The following is a 15,961-nucleotide window of genomic DNA, read 5'->3' as shown; positions in this document are numbered from 1 at the left end:
GATTAATAATTCCACATATCCTGTTCAAAATTTCTTATTTGTTCCTTTATACGTTCAGATTCGAGCAACTGCATAAAAGCATTGTTATTAATGTAATCATCAACCTGTCGGTCTCCCTGCACGTTATCTTCAGCATAAATCACTGCATTAAATCTTCTTGCATTGAGCAAGTGGTCAAAAGATACAGGATTTGAAGTGTTCTGAGGATTAAACGCGTAAGCTTCATTTAGAACTTCCCTTGCCCCCGGAAACCAAACCCAGAACAATTCTACTAAAGCCGAGGCACCACCCTGATCAATAAAGTTAACATCGGGTGCAACAGGTGCGATCCCGAGTAACCTGTATTTAAGTTCGGCCTGGCGTTTATCAAAATACCAGTATCCACGAATATGGTATTCAGCAATATCGGCAGAGGAAATATCCCTGCGGCTAATGAATTGCGGGTCGATCTCCTCCCCTGCATTATACTGTTCAATACCAAGATCTGTAGTATCTACTTTAGACAAGGCAGCCTGGATATCATTCAAGGTACGCTTGTCATTAAAGTAAGAGTCTGCATAGATATTTTTGATCTTTCCGCTTTTAATGCCGGCAACCAGTACATCATAAAGTGATCTTCTTGAACTACCAATCTGGTTAGTATCTATAGGATAATACAAAGGGAAATTCACCCTTTCATCGAGATCTATGACCTCCCAGGTGGTTTTTGCCCACAGTACATCCCTGTCATCCACATATCCATATTCCAAAGGATCGTTCTTTCCATAAGTAACGTCTGCTTTGGTTGGACCTCCTATCTCGTCGGGGCTCTTAGCGTTTAAAAGATTAGTTTGACCCAAAGAGGTGCCCGAAACAAGCAATCCGCATAATCCTAACAATATTTGGTTCCACTTCATGTTCTAATGATTTAATTTGTTAATTCAACCAATACCGGAGAAACCTGCTTCAACTTATAACCTGAACTACCTGCAAGCTGTGCTTCCACATCAAAGATCTGGATAGTCTCTCCTCTTCCTGCTCTTCTAAGAGCTGCAATGGCGCTTTGGTCAAGTTTTTGTCCTCTTACCTGAATTGTAGGCTGCCCCGGTACACGGAATTTAAATCCTGTCACCCTTAGATCAACATCAAATTCGAAATCGGGAAGAGCTGCTCCAATGGTGGAAATTTCAAGATTTTGACGCTGCATTCTCACAGTACCGTCTTCCCCTCTTACAGTTCCTACCGGTCTTGGAATATCACGCACCCTAAATGTTTTACTGTCGCTAACTCTTTCTCCGCCTGGTAGCTCTCCACTAACGTTAATGGTCACTTCGCGTGCCTGCAGCGTTGTTACATCCATGATGTAATTACCTGCACCACCAGCAGATCTTAATCCAGGTGCATTAGCTGAAACATTTCCAACTCCCGGAATAGAAATGGTCATTGGGTTTGCAACCCCACGATAAACCACATTCATTTTATCGGCAGAAATAACTGCTGAATTAGGTTTAGGTATAACACTATAACTTTGATTCACAGGTATAGTTACAATAGAATCCCCTTCTTTAAACTGAAGTTCACCGCTAATTTTCTGCTCTCCAACATTACCTGCAGGGAATTCCAACTTCACTTGCCCTGCCCTGGTAGATTTCACCTCCTGGCCGTTGATAGTAACTTTATCAAATTGCAATGTGTTATCTACACGTCCTAATACTACTGTACCTGTAAAGTTTTCACCACTAAAAAAAGCAGTTTTATCTGGAATAACCAGAGCTTCATAATTAGTAAGAGAAACTTCACTCTGCAATTGGCCCGAAAGCATTGCAGAAAGTGCATCGTTTTCTGCAGATTTTGCATCCCCCTGCATTTGAGTAAGCTTGGTGATCGAAGCAATTAAAGGAAATCCTTCAAAGTTGTAAGCAAGCCAGGGCCGTTTTACCCCTTCTCCGTCAACCACCGGTTCTGTACTAAATTCTCTTTTAACTTCAGCTGCGATTTGAGAGAACTCTTCTCCCAGCACATTTGCTACTCCTTCGCGGTATTTTTCTATTTCAGCAAGAAATTCCTTTCCGGCCTGACTTGGCTGACCACTTGAGAAAAGATACTCATCAAGTTTAGCAGACTGGTCCATTGCTTCATAGTCTTCCCGCTCTTCTCCTTCTATATCCTCAAGAGCTTTCTCTTTGAGATTGTCGATATAAGTAGTAAAATCGGTAGTAAGGGTATGGATTTGTTCTGCTTTTTCCTTTAAGGGAACATATTTTGCCGGTTGCTCTTCAGCTTTTGCTGCCAGCCCCGCCATAGCGGCCATATTTCTTTCGGTAACAGAAGCGTTTGATTCCGCAAGGCTCTCATTGATCATCCCAAAAGCTGTAAGTACTTCTTTGGACATGTTAAGAGCCATCATTGCGATGAAAACCAGATACATCAGGTTAATCATCTTCTGTCTTGGTGTTTGTTTTCCAGACGCCATTCTCTATCTTTAGTTTGTTTTTTTTAAATAATTTTCTGCAGTAAATGCCTATTAAGCCTTTACATGCATTGCAGAAAGCATTCCTCCATACACACTGTTAAGAGAAGAAAGATTGGAAGCCAAAGATTCCATTTGCTCATTCAGTCTGTGTGCATTTTCGGCTACTGCTTCATTAACTTCTGCCTGACGTCCGGCTGATTCCACCTGTACTTTATAAATACTGTTCAATGACTCCAATTGGTTTGCTGCAAGGCTCATTTCTTCACTGTACTTCTTTTGAGAAGCCATAGCATCTACAGTAGGAGTGATATTTTTTGCGGCACCTTCAAAATTTCTAATGCTTTCTCCAAGACTACTCATAAGTCCTGCATCGATCTTAGCCTCACGAAGGATCTCATCAAGCTTACGGGAAAGCATACCCTCAGTTTCCTGATCGCTAACCACCGTCTGATTGTTGCGTACAGTTGTTTCACCACCTGCAAGCTCTGGGTAGACGAGTGACCAGTCAACATCATCATCTACAGGTTCAAATGCAGAAACAGCAAATACTATTGCTTCTACGATAAGACCTATGATAAGCATTAAGTTACCAAATGGCCAGTGCATAATTTTGAATAGTGCTCCCAGGATAACTACAGATGCACCTAAACCGTACACCATGTTCATTAACTTTTTACTTGACTTCGATTGTGCCATAATAATTTAAAATTTAGTTCTTCTTTGTAAATAGGTTATTGTGAAAATAGGGATTTTTATCTTGTTTGGTTGAGGGTAATATCTGTACCCATGTAATCCTGCACTGTTCTAAAGCCAATATAACTCCGGGCAGAATCTGCGTATTCATAATCCCTTGAGCTCACCTGGAGGAAGTACGCCACATCTTTCCATGATCCTCCACGAACTACTTTTCGCATGTTCGCCTCATCATTCACAGAAGGGTTCATTGATGAAGAATACTCATAAGAAGCCGGATCATATGATGAGAAAACCCATTCCCCAACATTACCGGCCATATTGTAAAGCCCGTAATCGTTAGGCTCATAGGATTTTGCCTCAACTGTGTAAAGAGCCTGATCGGCGGCATAATCTCCTCTTAATGGTTTGAAGTTAGCCATAAAACAGCCACGGTCATTCTTGGTATAAGGCCCACCCCAGGGATAAGTAGCAGATTCCAGACCACCACGCGCTGCGTATTCCCATTCTGCCTCGGTTGGCAGGCGGTAAGAATTCACATTATGCTTACCTCTTTCTTTTCGGTAAGAATTATGGTAAAGCGTTCTCCATTGTGCAAATGCACGGGCCTGTTTCCAGGAAACACCCACCACCGGATACTCTCCATAAGCGTCATGCCAGAAGTAATCATTGTGCATTGGCTCGTTATAGGAGTAATTAAAATCCTTGATCCAAACCGTTGTGTCGGGATAGATCTGGATCTCTTCAGTTTCAATAAAGTCGGCACGTCGTCCCGGTTCGGCTCTTGCTGCCGAGCTCACGTCCATCCAGGTATAACGAAATTTAAGATGGTTCACATCAAAAGAACGCTGCCCGTTGTATGCTTCTTCAATGGGAATATACAAGGTATCCATTACTTCGGCATAATACTCATCGGGATAGTCTCTGGTATCCCATATAATATCTACATCTTTATTAATCTTTCGACCTTCATAACCACCCATACTATAGTAGTTATCGTACATATATTTCTCGTATGGAGTCATATCGGCTTCTTCGGTATCGGCAAAAGCAAATTCACCAATACCTCCTGTTCCCGGAGTTTCACCAATCTCTTCGGCAAATATGGCCAATTTCATCCTGGTCACTGAATCTTTAACCCAGTTCACGAATTGGCGATATTCTGCATTTGTAATCTCGGTCTCGTCCATGTAAAAGGAACGAACCGTTACGGTTTTGGGAGGTGCATTTTTTAAACCGGCAATATCATCATCACTTTTACCCATGATGAATGCCCCACCGGGAATTAATGTCATTCCCAGGGGCTTTTCGGGATGCCATTTTTTTCCCTGCGCACCTACCAATTGCCCTTGATCACCGCGGCCACACGAGGCCAAAACAGAAATTACAGCAATAAGCGAAAAAAGTTTCCTCATAATATCTCTCAAAAGTTAGGACATAATAGCTCCAAGGCAGTAAACCTATTTATTTATTTTCTAATAAACAATTTATTTAATCAAAATGCTGAAGCTACAAATGTTTATATCATTAAATTTCGTTTTTCCTTTTAGTTTTATACCACCTCTCAGGGATGATTTGATTGCAGGCATCCAAATAATCTCCTTGCGTGCAAGGTAATAACGTATGCCGTTTAAGTTTATTACTTACCGGGGAAATAAAAGGAATTTCTATCCACCAGCGACCACTCACGGGACTCTTGTAAAACACCAGTATTTCATCATCAATTGGCACCTGATATCTTATAAACTCTTTTTTTGAGGAAATAGTATTTTCATTCTTTCTGAAATTCACTCCCTCCACAAAATACCAAAGAATCTGCGCGATCAACATTCTGGATGCAGGAAAATTCAATTGTGAAGTATACTCATATACACCAAATGAAGATACTTTATCACTTATACCAGCATATCTGGACAAAGCACAAATCTCCTTTCCATCAAAACCATTCGGCGATTTAAGCCGATAGTTGCCCAGGGCTCCTCCACTAATTGAACCAAGATCCAAACTCACAAGATTAGCATCCCTCATCACCGGTTCAATCACCGTAATATCCCCTGTAACTTCACCAAGACGATAGGCATCGAAGAACATACGATCCATCAATTCTATTTCATCCTGCGAATTAAAATAGGTTTGATATCCAAGACCTGAATAATTAAACAGATTGTAAGGCTTGGTTACCACAATCTTTCCTACATATGAACGGTTGCTAATAGGTTTATCGGCGTCTCCAAGATCAAATTTCGAGTCTATGTTCACCAGGTTTACCATTTGCTCAACTCCGTCATACGCCCTGTACTGTGCATACACCAAATCTTCACTCCCGCCTAAAATGACAGGAATAATACCTTTTTTGAGACACATATTTACAGCAGACTGGACTGCAAAAAAAGTATCTTCAACAGTTTCCCCTTTTTGAATATCCCCCAAATCGGCCATTGGCAAATGCCAGTTACCGGGGTATAGATTATAAAATTCTCTGCGAATGCCATCAAAGTTAAAAGGTTCTCCTGTTGGCTCCTCATCAAGACGATCTTCCAAAACACCAAAAAAAGCAATTTTCACCCCATCAAGATCGGGAAAAGCTTTATCCTCAAGATGAATTCTAAGGGAAGACCGCAACTTATTTCCTGCAATTTCTGCAAGTTCACCATTCACCGGCGTGAAAAATTCCAGTTCCATAAATTACTTCTTTTTGGAGGTGGTTTTTTTACGTGTTGTTTTTTTGGCAGCTGTCTTTTTGGTCCCTGTGGATTTTTTTGCCGCTTTTTTCTTTGGTGCCTTTTTCTCTATGATATCCTTCACCTCTTCAAGGCTTAACTTTGTAGCATCAACAGTTTTAGGAAGTTCAATTTTGGTCTTACCTTTTATAATATTAGACCTTCCCCATCTGGCTTTTTCAACTCTAATCCCCTCATCTTCCCAATTATGGATCACTTTTTCGCGCTCCTTCTTGATCTTATCTTCGATTAGCTCTTCAATATCCTCTGCAGAAAGATCATCAAAATCATATTTTTTATTGACATTGATAAACATATCGTTCCATTTAAGAAAGGGCCCAAAACGACCAACACCTTTTTGTACCGGAAGGTCTTTATACTCATAAATAGGAGCATCGGCTTTTTCCTTTTCTTTGATCAATTCCAATGCCCGCTCCATGGTCACTTCAATAGGGTCCTCTCCTTTTTCAAGGGACACGAATTTTTTCCCATATCTAACATATGGTCCAAAACGCCCATTGTTCACCTCCACTTTTTCTCCTTCATATTCCCCTAATTCCTTCGGAAGCTTAAAGAGCTCCATCGCTTCTTCAAAAGTGACAGAATCCAGGGTTTGATCTGGTGAAAGACTGGCAAATTTCGGTTTTTCCTCATCCTCCACAGAACCCATTTGGACCATTGGACCAAATTTCCCCAAACGCACGCTCACAGGTTTTCCGGAGTTTGGATCTGTACCCAGAATTCTCTCCCCAACTTCCCTATCGGCATTTTCGGCAACGTCCTGAACACGAGGATGGAAATCACTGTAGAAATCCTTCATCATTTTTGTCCATTCCTCATTACCATCGGCTATATCGTCAAAATCCTGTTCCACCTTAGCCGTAAAGTTATAGTCAAGAATGCCCGAAAAATGGTTTACCAGGAAGTCATTTACCACCATTCCAACATCGGTTGGCACTAATTTCCCTTTATCACTACCTACATTTTCTGTAAGTTTCTTTTCATTAATCTTTTCATTCTTCAGACTAATCTGAACATACTCCCGCTCGACACCGTCAACAGATCCTTTTTCAATATAGTTCCTGTTTTGAATAGTTGAAATTGTTGGTGCATAAGTGGAAGGACGGCCAATTCCCAGCTCTTCCAGTTTCTTCACCAAAGAAGCTTCGGTATACCTGTAAGGTGGACGCGTAAACCTTTCGGTCGCCGTTATATAGTTGTTTTCAAGCTTTTCATTCACCTGCAATGCCGGTAACATTCCTTCCTGCTCCTGTACTTCTTCATCTTCCTCATCTCTACTCTCAAGATACACCTTAAGGAAACCATCAAATTTTAGCACCTCCCCATTGGCAGTAAATTGCTTGTCATGCCTATCGGCTTCAATCTTTACGTTTGTACGCTCCAGTTGAGCTTCGCTCATTTGGGAAGCGATCGCCCTTTTCCATATTAGTTCATACAGCCTCTGTTCATCTCTGTCTGCCTTTACGCTATGCGCAGCAAAATTGGTTGGCCTAATCGCTTCGTGTGCTTCCTGCGCACCTTTTGTCTTTCCTTTAAACTGGCGGGTCTTGCTGTAGTTTTCCCCATAGGCGTCTAAAATCTCTTTTTTGGCACCTTTTCTTGCATCGTCAGAAAGGTTGACGCTATCGGTTCTCATATAAGTAATATGTCCCGCCTCATAAAGACGCTGGGCCATGGTCATAGTCTTGCTTACCGAAAAATATAATTTTCTGGCTGCTTCCTGCTGAAGCGTGGAAGTCGTAAATGGTGGGGCCGGGGATTTCTTTGCGGGTTTGGTAGTAAGATCGGCTACTTTAAAGTTCGCTCCCAGGTTATCTGAAAGAAATTGTTCAGCTTCAGCTTTGGTGTCAAAGTTCTTTGGAAGTTTTGCCTTAAAAACCTTTCCTTCTTCCGTAGTGAATTCAGCATCTATCCTAAAAGATGCTTCAGCTTTAAAATTCTGAATTTCCCGCTCCCTCTCCACGATCAACCTCACAGAAACAGATTGCACTCTACCGGCAGAAAGTCCGCCTTTTACCTTTCTCCACAATACGGGAGAAAGTTCATAACCTACCAGCCTGTCTAAAACCCTTCGTGCCTGTTGTGCATTTACAAGATTATAATTGATCCCACGTGGATTCTCGATCGCTTTAAGAATAGCAGATTTCGTGATCTCATGAAATACGATCCTCCTGGTTTTATCCTTATCAAGTTTTAGCTCTTCGGCCAGGTGCCAGGCAATAGCCTCTCCCTCGCGGTCCTCATCACTCGCCAGCCAAACCATATCGGCATTCTTTGCTAAGCTCTTGAGTTTCTTGACGACATCTTTTTTGTCCTTGGATACTATATATTTAGGAGTAAAATCACCCTCGGTATCCACCCCAAGTTCTTTGGTAGGAAGATCGGCAATATGACCAAAACTCGAGGCAACAATGTAATCCTTGCCAAGAAATTTTTCAATGGTCTTAGCCTTTGCGGGGGACTCTACAATCACTAAATTCTTCGCCATAGTATCTTTTTTAGATTTGCAAAAGTATAGGAAATTTTAAACATCGCTTTTTTAATTTTCAAAAATGCATTTATCAGGTCTACAGAAAAGACATTATTTCTTCCTGTCACTTTGTCACTTCTCAACTAAAAACGTATCTTTGCCCGTTCAATTACCTAATGGTACTTTTTTGAAATATGGAGAAGATTATAGATGAAAAACAGCAGGGAAATGCACTGGTAATGGAGCCTAAGACCGGAAACGGGAAAAAGCTGATGATCGAGAGCTATGGCTGCCAGATGAACTTTAGCGACAGCGAGATCGTAGCATCCATTCTTGCCAAAGAAGGCTTTGATACTACGCAGAGCCTTGAGGAAGCAGACCTTGTTCTTATTAACACCTGTTCTATACGAGATAAAGCAGAACAAACAGTTCGCAAGAGACTGGAAAAATATAACGCAGTAAAGAAAATTAATCCGGGGATGAAAGTGGGAGTCCTTGGCTGTATGGCCGAGCGTCTTAAAGCTAAATTCCTGGAAGAAGAAAAGATCGTTGACCTCGTTGTAGGACCCGATGCATATAAAGATCTTCCAAACCTTATAAATGAAGTTGAGGAAGGAAGAAACGCGGTAAATGTAATTCTTTCCAAAGATGAAACTTACGGCGATATTTCACCGGTTCGACTGCAAAGCAACGGCGTTTCGGCTTTTGTCTCTATTACCCGTGGTTGTGATAATATGTGCACCTTTTGCGTGGTTCCCTTTACAAGAGGAAGAGAGCGCAGCCGGGATCCACAGAGCATTATGGAAGAAGTGAATGATCTCGCAAAAAAAGGCTTCAAAGAAATCACTCTTTTGGGACAGAATGTTGACAGCTATCTATGGTACGGCGGCGGACTTAAAAAGGATTTTAAGAATGCTTCTGAAATGCAGAAAGCGACCGCCACAAACTTCGCTGCACTTTTGCGAATGGTTGCCGAAGCACATCCTAAAATGAGAATTAGATTTTCCACCTCCAACCCGCAGGATATGACCCTGGACGTGATCGAGGCAATGGCAAAATATAGAAATATTTGTAATTACATCCACCTTCCTGTGCAAAGCGGAAGCAATAGGATCCTCAAGGAAATGAACCGCCTCCATACCCGGGAGGAATATTTCACCCTAATAGATAACATCAAAAGATTAATTCCCGATGTCGCTATTTCCCAGGATATGATCACCGGCTTCCCTACAGAAACTGAAGAGGATCACCAGGACACGCTATCATTAATGGAATACGTGAAATACGACTATGGTTTCATGTTCGCATATTCTGAAAGACCGGGAACAATGGCGGCAAGAAAGCTTGAAGATGATGTGCCCGAAGAAGTGAAGAAAAGAAGACTTACAGAGATTGTCAGCCTTCAGCGGGAACACAGCCTTTACAGAACGCAGCAGTTCGTTGGCAAAACAGTAGAAGTTTTGATCGAGAAAGAATCGAAAAAATCTGATGCTCATTGGAGCGGCAGAACTACCCAGAATACAGTCGCGGTTTTCCCAAAGAAGAACTACAAAGTAGGGGATTTTGTAAATGTTAAGATAGAAGATTGCACCAGTGCTACCCTAATAGGAGAAGCAGTTGGGTATAGCGAGAATAACTAGTGTTCAGTGCTCAGTGTTCAGTGTTCAGCAACTGAACCTTAAACTTTAAACCTTGAACCTTGAACTTATAGATGGAAAGCATTCAGGCAATAAAACAACGTTTTGGCATTCTGGGGAATGACCAGAAGCTTAACAGGGCTGTAGAAAAGGCCATGCAGGTGGCTCCTACAGATATCTCTGTGCTGGTAACCGGGGAAAGCGGTGTGGGAAAGGAAAGTATTCCCAAGATCATCCACGCCCTCTCTCACCGAAAGCATGGAAAATACATTGCTGTCAACTGTGGAGCAATCCCCGAAGGCACCATTGATTCGGAATTGTTTGGGCATGAAAAAGGGGCTTTTACCGGCGCCTCCCAAACCCGAAGCGGATATTTTGAGGTCGCCGATGGCGGGACTATTTTTCTGGATGAAGTTGGGGAATTACCTTTAACTACGCAGGTTCGATTATTAAGAGTCCTTGAAAACGGGGAGTTCATTAAAGTAGGATCTTCCAAAGTGCAGAAAACAAATGTTCGTATTGTAGCTGCCACCAACCTCAACATGAGCGAGGCTATTAAAAAGGAGAAATTTCGGGAAGATCTGTATTACAGGTTAAGTACCGTCGAAATATACCTGCCGCCCCTGCGCGAGCGAAAAGACGATATCCACCTGCTCTTTAGGAAATTTGCATCAGATTTTGCTTTAAAGTACAAAATGCCCACGATAAGGCTTGATGATGATGCCATAAGCCTGTTACAAAAGTACCGATGGAATGGAAACGTAAGGCAGCTAAGAAATCTGGCCGAACAAATTTCTGTCCTGGAACAGGAAAGAAGTATTGACGCTGCAAAGCTTAAAGAGTATCTCCCCGGTTATGGCAGTAATTTACCGGCAATTATTGAGGAGAAGAAAAAAGAAAGTGACTTCAGCAATGAAAGGGAGATCCTTTACAAAGTACTTTTCGACATGAAAAATGACCTTAACGATCTTAAAAAGCTCACTTTGGAGCTTATGGAGAATGAGAGTCACACAAATGTGAAAGAGGAAAACGAAAGCCTTATTAAAAAGATCTATGGAAATAATGATGAGGAAGATGTCATTCCCGAAGAAATAACAGACGAGCAACTGGAAGTGCTTCAAATTCCGCAGCAAAATCAACCCGATAAACAGGATAAATATTATTTTGCTGAAGAAATTGAGGAGGAAGAAACCCTTTCCCTTCAGGACAAAGAACTGGAACTCATCAAGAAATCCCTGGAGCGTCACAACGGAAAACGAAAGGCAGCGGCTGAAGAATTGGGGATAAGTGAGCGCACTCTGTACAGAAAGATCAAACAATACGACCTGTAAAATGTCATTTTTGACAACTATTATTTTATGAAAAAAATACAACTGCTGCTTGTCTCCCTGTTCCTCCTTAGCTTCCATTCCTGTGGCATCTACTCATTTACGGGAGCCGATGTTGGTGAGGCACAAACCTTCCAGGTGAATTATTTCCAAAATGCAGCACCAATAGTAGAACCGGGAATAGACCGCACCTTTACACTGCAGCTTCAGGATCTTATTCAAAGTCAGACAAACCTAAACCTGACAGATGAAAACGGAGATTTGGTATATGAAGGTGAAATAGTGGATTATTACGTGTCCCCAATGAGTGCAACAGCTCAAAGTACGGCTGCTCAAAACAGACTTACCATTGTGGTGAATTTGCGATATTATAATACGCTTGATCCCGAAAAGGACATTTTAGACAGGCGATTCTCTTTTTACTATGATTATCCTGCCAACGATCAGCTTTCCGGCTCCACTTTGGCAACGGCCCTTGAGGAAATATTCACCCGCATCACCCAGGATATTTTTAACGCCACCCTTACAAACTGGTAATGAAACAGGAGGAAGTAATATCGATATTAAAAAACCCGGCTGCAGTCTCTTTTGAGCAGACAAAAGCCCTGCACGAGGTCTTGAAAAAATATCCGTACTTCCAGGCTGCCCGTGCGGTGCGGCTAAAGGGGCTTAAAAATGTAAATAGTTTACATTACAATAAAGAATTAAAGGTTGCAGCTGCCCACACCGCAGATCGAGGAGTACTGTTCGATTTTATAACCTCCGAAGAATTCAACCAGAACAAGATCGCCAATTCCATTAAAAAACAGGAGCAGCGTCAAAAGGATATTGAAGATCTACAGCCCGGAGAGGCGGAAACAAAAGATGACAACCTCTCTCTTGACAAGGCTTTAAAGATGAAGGTGAAGGAATCTGAACAGGTTTTTGATCCTGAGCTTTTCAGAAGAAGAGAAAAAGAAGGGCAAACTTCAGCTGAAGATGATTCCCTTGATTTGGGAAAACCCCTCTCTTTTAATCCCAATGAAAATCACTCTTTTTCAGAATGGTTAAAACTTGCTTCAGCAAAACCTATAAACAGGGAAGGATTATCTTCAGAAGAACAGGAAGCAAAGAGCAGAAAATTTGAACTAATTGAGGAATTTATTTCCAAAAATCCCCGCATTACCCCCTCAAAAACTGCAAAAAAAGCCAATCTCGCAGAGGACAGCCTGGCAGCGCCGGAATCCCTTATGACAGAGACTTTAGCGCGGGTATACCTGGAACAAAAAAACTACAAAAAAGCCATACAGGCATATAAAATTTTAATTTTGAAAAATCCGGAAAAAAGTGGTTTCTTTGCAGACCAAATTCGGGCAATCGAAAAATTACAGGAAAATAACAGTTAAGCATAATGAGCACGTTTACAATCTTTTTGACACTTATAATTATAGTAGCGTTTTTGCTGGTAGTGGTTATCATGGTTCAAAACCCTAAGGGTGGCGGACTATCATCTGCCTTTGGCGGTGGTGCAAACCAAATTGGGGGAGTCCAAAAAACTTCGGACTTTTTAGATAAAAGTACCTGGACCCTGGCTACACTTTTACTTGTGCTTATCCTACTTTCCAACGTTACCATCATGGATGGAAATGGAGTTGGAGAATCTAAGATAATGGGCGGTGAACCAGAGGTGGAAACCAACATCCCTGCACCTATTGAAACTCCTGCCAACAATCCCGGAGAGCAGAACTAAACAGTTTTCTAAAATATATCTTATAATGCCAGCTTATGACAAGCTGGCATTTTTTTTTGGCTTTTGTCAGCATTTACCAACTGGCACAATTTTCGTCTTTAAGCCAGTTCAATTAATAGAATCATTAACTAAAATACATTTGTAAAATGGCACTAAACATTAAACCTCTTTCAGACAGAGTACTTGTTGAGCCTGCCGCAGCTGAAACTCAAACTGCATCAGGTATTTACATTCCAGAAACCGCAAAAGAAAAGCCTCAAAAAGGCACAGTAGTAGCCGTAGGCGGCGGTAAAAAAGATCACGACATGACCGTGAAGGTTGGTGACAGTGTGCTTTATGGAAAATATGCAGGTACCGAGCTCAAACTGGAAGGTAAAGATTACCTTATCATGAGAGAGGAAGATATTCTTGCTATAGTATAACCCCTGTGGTTACACCGCCATCATCTTACAGGCGGTTTTTCACTTAATCAATTTTTGAAAACAAAATTAATTCCCTGTCCAGGGAGAAAAAAATTTAATAAAAATGGCAAAAGAAATAAAATTTGACATCGAAGCCCGCGACGGTATTAAACGCGGAGTAGATGCATTGGCTAATGCAGTAAAAGTTACTTTGGGACCAAAAGGTCGTAATGTGATCATCAACAAATCCTTTGGAGCTCCTGTAGTTACAAAAGATGGTGTCACTGTTGCAAAAGAGATAGAATTAGAAGATGCTCTTGAGAATATGGGAGCACAAATGGTGAAGGAAGTTGCTTCTAAAACCAATGATATCGCAGGTGATGGTACAACTACTGCTACTGTACTTGCCCAGGCCATTGTAAAAGAAGGTCTAAAAAACGTTGCAGCCGGTGCAAACCCAATGGATCTTAAGCGTGGAATTGACAAGGCCGTAGAAGCTTTGGTTGCCAACCTTAAGGAACAAAGCCAGCAAGTAGGAGATTCTTCAGAAAAAATTAAGCAGGTAGCTTCAATATCTGCTAACAACGACGATAAAATTGGAGAGCTAATCGCTCAGGCCTTTGGGAAAGTTGGAAAAGAAGGAGTGATCACTGTTGAGGAAGCAAAAGGAACAGAAACTCATGTTGATGTTGTAGAGGGAATGCAGTTTGACCGCGGTTACCTTTCTCCATACTTTGTTACCAACAGCGAGAAAATGACTGCCGATCTTGAGGATCCATATATCCTTATCTATGACAAGAAGATCTCTTCAATGAAAGACCTTCTTCCTGTACTTGAGCCTGTTGCTCAAAGCGGAAAGCCACTTTTGATCATTGCCGAAGATGTTGACGGGGAAGCTCTTGCAACTCTTGTTGTCAACAAATTAAGAGGTTCTCTTAAAATTGCAGCTGTAAAAGCTCCGGGATTTGGAGACAGAAGAAAAGCAATGCTTGAAGATATCGCGATCCTTACAGGTGGTACTGTAATTTCTGAAGAAAGAGGTTACACCCTTGAGAACGCAACTCTTGACATGCTTGGTACTGCCGAAAAAGTAGCTATTGACAAAGACAATACAACTGTAGTGAACGGTGCAGGTGACAACCAGGCCATCAAAGACCGTGTGAACCAGATCAAGTCTCAAATGGAGAGCACTACCTCAGACTATGACAAAGAAAAACTTCAGGAGCGTTTGGCTAAACTAGCCGGAGGTGTTGCCGTACTTTATGTAGGTGCAGCTTCAGAAGTGGAAATGAAAGAAAAGAAAGATCGTGTTGACGATGCACTTCATGCAACCCGCGCGGCTGTAGAAGAAGGTATTGTTGCCGGTGGTGGTGTAGCCCTTGTACGTGCAAAATCCGTTCTTGCCAATCTTGAGGCCCTTAATGCCGACGAGGCTACGGGTATACAGATCGTGAACCGTGCAATCGAATCTCCTCTTAGAACCATTGTTGAAAATGCAGGTGGCGAAGGCTCTGTAGTGATCAATAAAGTACTTGAAGGAAAAGGAAACTATGGATATGATGCAAAATCTGACACTTATGTGGACATGATGAAAGCAGGGATCATCGATCCTAAGAAAGTAACCAGAGTAGCTCTTGAAAACGCTGCTTCTGTTTCTGGAATGATCCTTACTACCGAGTGTTCTTTGGTTGATATCAAGGAAGACAACGCCGGTGGTGGCGGAATGCCACAAGGAATGGGCGGTGGTATGCCCGGAATGATGTAATCTAGAAGTTAGATTTTAGATGTGAGAATTTAGACTCACTCAATGATAGGAAAACCCGCTTCAGCAATGAAGCGGGTTTTTTATTTCCTGCTACTAAAAGATTCACCCCTACACCTGGATTTAAAAAGATTTAAAAATGACATTTTTGAAACTTCTCTTAACCTATGTTTCGGCTGCAGAAGTTCCTACAGATTCCAGCGCCCTCTCTGCCTGAAGTAGATGTCTTTGATTATGATAGATCACCACTCTCAAAGTATCTCCCAGCCGCAACCTGATGAACCTGGAAATACTTATCCCGGTTTTGGTACGGGTAAGACTGACGTTTTTTGCTTTTTTGAGCAACTCCAGTAACTTTTGCTGATGCATGATAAACCTGTCAATAACTTCTTTGCCCAGTTTCTTTCCCGAAGGATTAGTACTCTTCAAGGTTTTCATCTTTTTAAAACCCTCTTTTGGAAGCATACTTTGAGCAAAATAATTTCCCAGAAAACCACTCCTGAAGATCTCTTCATGCGGATAAGGCGAAGAAGCAATTCGGTTTTCAATTTCAGGAACATAGAAATCCCCGTAATAATTGAGATGCTCAATACATTCCAATGCACTCCAGGAACCCGCCCCAGGACTTTGGTTAAGATCATGGACAGATCTTTTGTTTAGCTCCCGGGCCATTCTTAAATTGGCCTCTGTACGAACAATAAGATCATTAATTACATCGGAAGATTTCATTCTCACGTCCCTTGAATAA

The 15,961-nt window shown here is 41.7% G+C and carries 14 protein-coding genes; 7 read left to right on the top strand and 7 right to left on the bottom strand.

Going from position 1 to position 15,961, the window contains the following annotated elements:
- Nucleotides 1-2: 2 nt before the first annotated feature.
- From porN to topA, 6 genes are all read right to left on the bottom strand, one after another.
- The gene (gene porN / locus OU683_RS01760; protein WP_268134541.1) at nt 3-896 is read right to left on the bottom strand and encodes a type IX secretion system ring subunit PorN/GldN; all 894 of its coding nucleotides are present in this window, start codon (nt 894-896) and stop codon (nt 3-5) included.
- An 11-nt stretch (nt 897-907) separates the two neighbouring features.
- Nucleotides 908-2,452: a type IX secretion system motor protein PorM/GldM gene (gene porM / locus OU683_RS01755; protein WP_268134539.1), complete on the bottom strand. Its 1,545-nt coding sequence runs from the start codon at nt 2,450-2,452 to the stop codon at nt 908-910.
- Between the two features lie 51 nt (nt 2,453-2,503).
- The gene (gene porL / locus OU683_RS01750) at nt 2,504-3,148 is read right to left on the bottom strand and encodes a type IX secretion system motor protein PorL/GldL (protein WP_268134537.1); all 645 of its coding nucleotides are present in this window, start codon (nt 3,146-3,148) and stop codon (nt 2,504-2,506) included.
- A gap of 56 nt (nt 3,149-3,204) precedes the next feature.
- Nucleotides 3,205-4,560 carry a T9SS ring complex lipoprotein PorK/GldK gene (gene porK, locus OU683_RS01745; protein WP_268134535.1) on the bottom strand — a complete coding sequence of 452 codons (1,356 nt, stop codon included), beginning with the start codon at nt 4,558-4,560 and terminating at the stop codon, nt 3,205-3,207.
- Between the two features lie 112 nt (nt 4,561-4,672).
- Complete coding sequence (locus tag OU683_RS01740; protein WP_268134533.1) at nt 4,673-5,827, bottom strand: formimidoylglutamase; 1,155 nt, start codon at nt 5,825-5,827, stop codon at nt 4,673-4,675.
- A gap of 3 nt (nt 5,828-5,830) precedes the next feature.
- Nucleotides 5,831-8,374 (bottom strand): type I DNA topoisomerase, encoded by a 2,544-nt coding sequence (gene topA, locus OU683_RS01735; RefSeq protein WP_268134531.1) that lies wholly within the window; start codon nt 8,372-8,374, stop codon nt 5,831-5,833.
- A gap of 176 nt (nt 8,375-8,550) precedes the next feature.
- Between topA and miaB the strand changes: the two genes are divergently transcribed.
- The 7 genes from miaB (at nt 8,551) to groL (ending at nt 15,216) form a co-directional block, all read left to right on the top strand.
- Nucleotides 8,551-9,996 carry a tRNA (N6-isopentenyl adenosine(37)-C2)-methylthiotransferase MiaB gene (gene miaB / locus OU683_RS01730; RefSeq protein WP_268134529.1) on the top strand — a complete coding sequence of 482 codons (1,446 nt, stop codon included), beginning with the start codon at nt 8,551-8,553 and terminating at the stop codon, nt 9,994-9,996.
- 71 nt (nt 9,997-10,067) lie between these two features.
- The gene (locus OU683_RS01725; protein WP_268134527.1) at nt 10,068-11,324 is read left to right on the top strand and encodes a sigma-54 interaction domain-containing protein; all 1,257 of its coding nucleotides are present in this window, start codon (nt 10,068-10,070) and stop codon (nt 11,322-11,324) included.
- A 27-nt stretch (nt 11,325-11,351) separates the two neighbouring features.
- Nucleotides 11,352-11,858, top strand: a complete 507-nt coding sequence (lptE, locus tag OU683_RS01720) for an LptE family protein (protein ID WP_268134525.1) — start codon at nt 11,352-11,354, stop codon at nt 11,856-11,858.
- A complete protein-coding gene (locus OU683_RS01715) occupies nt 11,858-12,706 on the top strand; it encodes a DUF8458 domain-containing protein (RefSeq protein WP_268134523.1) in 849 nt (282 codons plus the stop codon). The genes lptE and OU683_RS01715 overlap by 1 nt, the downstream gene beginning before the upstream one ends.
- A gap of 5 nt (nt 12,707-12,711) precedes the next feature.
- Nucleotides 12,712-13,050: a preprotein translocase subunit SecG gene (gene secG, locus OU683_RS01710; RefSeq protein ID WP_228914271.1), complete on the top strand. Its 339-nt coding sequence runs from the start codon at nt 12,712-12,714 to the stop codon at nt 13,048-13,050.
- Nucleotides 13,051-13,196: 146 nt separating this feature from the next.
- Nucleotides 13,197-13,472 (top strand): co-chaperone GroES, encoded by a 276-nt coding sequence (locus OU683_RS01705; protein ID WP_228914270.1) that lies wholly within the window; start codon nt 13,197-13,199, stop codon nt 13,470-13,472.
- Between the two features lie 103 nt (nt 13,473-13,575).
- The gene (gene groL / locus OU683_RS01700) at nt 13,576-15,216 is read left to right on the top strand and encodes a chaperonin GroEL (RefSeq protein ID WP_268134519.1); all 1,641 of its coding nucleotides are present in this window, start codon (nt 13,576-13,578) and stop codon (nt 15,214-15,216) included.
- Nucleotides 15,217-15,378: 162 nt separating this feature from the next.
- On the opposite strand, the gene OU683_RS01695 is transcribed toward groL, so the two are convergent.
- Entirely contained in the window at nt 15,379-15,942 is a 564-nt protein-coding gene (locus OU683_RS01695) for a DinB family protein (RefSeq protein ID WP_268134517.1), read from the bottom strand.
- Between the last annotated feature and the right edge of the window lie 19 nt (nt 15,943-15,961).

Origin of the sequence: Salinimicrobium sp. TH3, assembly GCF_026676115.1 — a bacterium.
Lineage (GTDB): Bacteria > Bacteroidota > Bacteroidia > Flavobacteriales > Flavobacteriaceae > Salinimicrobium.
This window is presented reverse-complemented; position numbering and strand designations above follow the sequence as displayed.